Below are 2632 nucleotides of genomic sequence, written 5' to 3'. Positions count from 1 at the left end.
ATCGGCGCCAGCACCACCGGACGGCGTCCGGCCCACACAGCCCCGCCCATACCGACCTCCCGAGCTCCCGCGGGACCCCGACCGGCCGAAACGTCCCGTCCCTCGGCAAGATAGCCGTCGGACGAGGCGACGCGATCGGGAGGGGGCCGCCGTGCGGATCCTGCTGCACTACGACCGGGAGTTCGACCGGCCGGGCTGGGACGTGGTGTCCTGCTCGGAGCAGGACGAGGAGCGGTTCGCCGAGCTGCTCCCGGACGCCGAGGTCATCTGGCACGTCCTGCGCCCGCTGACCGCCGGGGACTTCGACCGCGCGCCGCGGCTCCGGCTCGTCCAGAAGCTCGGCACGGGCGTCAACACGATCGACCTGGACGCGGCGGAGGAGCGCGGGATCGCGGTCGCGAACATGCCGGGCCGCAACGCGCAGGCCGTCGCGGAGACCACGCTGCTGCTCATGCTCGCGGCGCTGCGCCGGGTCGTCGCGTTCGACGCGCACACCCGCGCGGGCCGCGGCTGGCCCGCCGACCCCGCGCTGACCGGCGGTGAGATCGCCGGGCGGACCGTCGGGCTGCTCGGCGGCGGCGAGATCGCGACGCTGCTGCGCGGGATGCTCACCGCGATCGGCGCGACCGTCCTGTACACCTCGCGCACGCCGCGTCCGGACGACCCGGCCTGGCGTCCGCTGGACGACCTGCTGCGGGCGAGCGACATCGTGTCCGTGCACGTCCCGCTCACCGCCGAGACGCGCCACCTGCTGGACCGCGAGCGGCTCGCGCTGCTGCGGCCCGGCGCGGTCGTGGTGAACACCGCGCGCGGCGCGGTCGTCGACGAGCGCGCCCTGCTGGACGCGCTCGACTCCGGCCACCTCGCGGGCGCGGGCCTGGACGTCTTCGAACGGGAGCCGGTGGACGCCGCGAACCCGCTGCTGAAACGCGCGGACGTCGTCGTGATGCCGCACGTCGCGTGGCTCACGCACGAGACGTGGGACCGCTACTCCGAGGTCGCGATGGAGAACGTCCGCCGCCTGGAGGCGGGCGGCGAGCTCCTCCACCGTGTCCGCTAGCGGCAGGCCCGGCAGCGGGTCGGCCGGCGGCGGCTCAGGGCTCCTCGGGCTCGCGCGTGAGGTGGAAGTAGAGCACCGACGCCTCGCCCTTGGCGTCCATCGCGCCCATGACGACGTCGTCGGAGACCCGGCGGAAGTGGTCGATGATCGGCCGTCCGTCGTAGATCATCGCGGCGGACGCGACGCCGTCGAGGACGACCTCGCGCAGCCGTGCCGAGCCCATCCCGTCGTAGGTGTAGAGGCCGCCGTCGTCGGTGCGGCAGACCAGCGGGTCCACGTTCTCGGTGTCGGTGAAGCGCTTGCCGTACCAGCGCAGCCGGGCGAGCAGCCGGGCCATCCGGTCCTCCGGGTCGAACACGCCGCCGCGCCAGAGGCCGGTGAGGCGGTCGGGGGCGACGGGCGGAAGGTCCCGGAACAGGGCCGCCGGCTCGCCCGGGGCGGGGCGGTCGTGGCCGAGAACGAGGGCGAGGGCGCGGTCTTGGGTGCTCATGTCCACCTCGGGGGTTCGACGGACGTCAGGGAGCGGGGACGTGCGGCGGGGGGCGAGGGGCCCGTCTAGGGGAGCAGGACGGGCTTGACGGTCGTGCCGGCCATCGCGTCCGCCTCGGCGCGGGCGATGTCGGCGAGCGGGTAGGTGCGGATCAGGCGGTCGAACGGCAGCAGGCCGCGCCGCCACAGGTCGATCATCCGGGGCACGAAGGTCTGGGGAACGGCATCGCCCTCGATGATGCCCCGAACCGTCCGGCCCATCAGCATGTGGGTGGGGTCGAGCCGGTATTCCCGCCCGCCGACCCCGACGAGGCCGCAGACGCCGGTGGTGCGCAGCGCCGCCACGGCGGTCGCGACGACCGCCGGAACCGCCGTCGTGTCGAGCGCGTAATGGAAGCCGTCCGAAACCAGGGTCCGGAGCTGCCGGGCCAGGTCCGGGTCGGCGCCGTCCAGGGCCTGCGTCGCGCCCAGGCCGAGCGCCAGTTCCCGGCGGGAAGAATGCAGGTCGACGGCCACGATCGGGTCCGCGCCCGCGAGCCGCGCGGCCATCACGGCGGACAGGCCGACCGCGCCCGCGCCGAACACGGCGAGCGACTCTCCCGGACGGACCGAAAACGCCAGCAGCACCGAACCCGCGCCCGTCTGGACGCCGCAGCCGAGCGGCCCGAGCAGCTCGACCGGGACGTCCGGGTCCACCTTCACCGCGTTCCGGACGGTCGCGAGCGCGTGCGTCGCGAACGACGACTGCCCGAACCACCGGTTGTGGACGGGCGATCCGGACTGGTCGAAAGCGCGCGGGCGGCCGTCCGGAACCACGGCGGCCATGTTGAGGAGCGACATCCGGGCGCAGTAGCCGGGCCGTCCGCCGCGGCAGTTCGCGCACAGCCCGCACGAGTCGTACGACAGGACGACGTGGTCGCCGACGGCGAGCCCGCCGCCCTCCCCGGGCCCGACGGCCTCCACGACCCCGGAACCCTCGTGCCCGAGGACCACCGGCTTCGGCACGCGATCGCCGGGGCGATCGGCGCCTCCGCCGCCGGGCGCGCCGGGGACGCGTCCGAGCAGGTCGGTGTGGCACATGCC

The 2632-nt window shown here is 75.0% G+C and carries 3 protein-coding genes; 1 reads left to right on the top strand and 2 read right to left on the bottom strand.

Annotation, left to right across the window (positions count from 1 at the left end; all coding sequences use genetic code 11):
• Positions 1–151: 151 nt before the first annotated feature.
• A complete protein-coding gene (locus AB0J52_RS35525) occupies positions 152–1060 on the top strand; it encodes an NAD(P)-dependent oxidoreductase (RefSeq protein WP_500187306.1) in 909 nt (302 codons plus the stop codon).
• A 34-nt stretch (positions 1061–1094) separates the two neighbouring features.
• Here the strand turns inward: AB0J52_RS35525 and AB0J52_RS35520 are convergent, their stop codons facing one another.
• Positions 1095–1550, bottom strand: coding sequence for a DUF4334 domain-containing protein (locus AB0J52_RS35520; RefSeq protein WP_500187305.1), 456 nt, complete (start codon positions 1548–1550; stop codon positions 1095–1097).
• 65 nt (positions 1551–1615) lie between these two features.
• A partial coding sequence (locus AB0J52_RS35515) for an NAD(P)-dependent alcohol dehydrogenase (protein WP_500187304.1) occupies positions 1616–2632 on the bottom strand: 1017 nt, incomplete at its 5' end.

The organism is Spirillospora sp. NPDC049652, from assembly GCF_040675125.1.
Lineage (GTDB): Bacteria > Actinomycetota > Actinomycetes > Streptosporangiales > Streptosporangiaceae > Spirillospora.
Note: the sequence above shows the minus strand (reverse complement) of the source record. Positions and strands in the feature narration are given on the sequence as shown.

Coding starts and splice junctions, on each gene's coding strand:
- AB0J52_RS35520 (WP_500187305.1), bottom strand. CDS start 1,550: ATGAGCACCCAAGACCGCGCCCTCGCCCTCGTTCTCGGCCACGACCGC.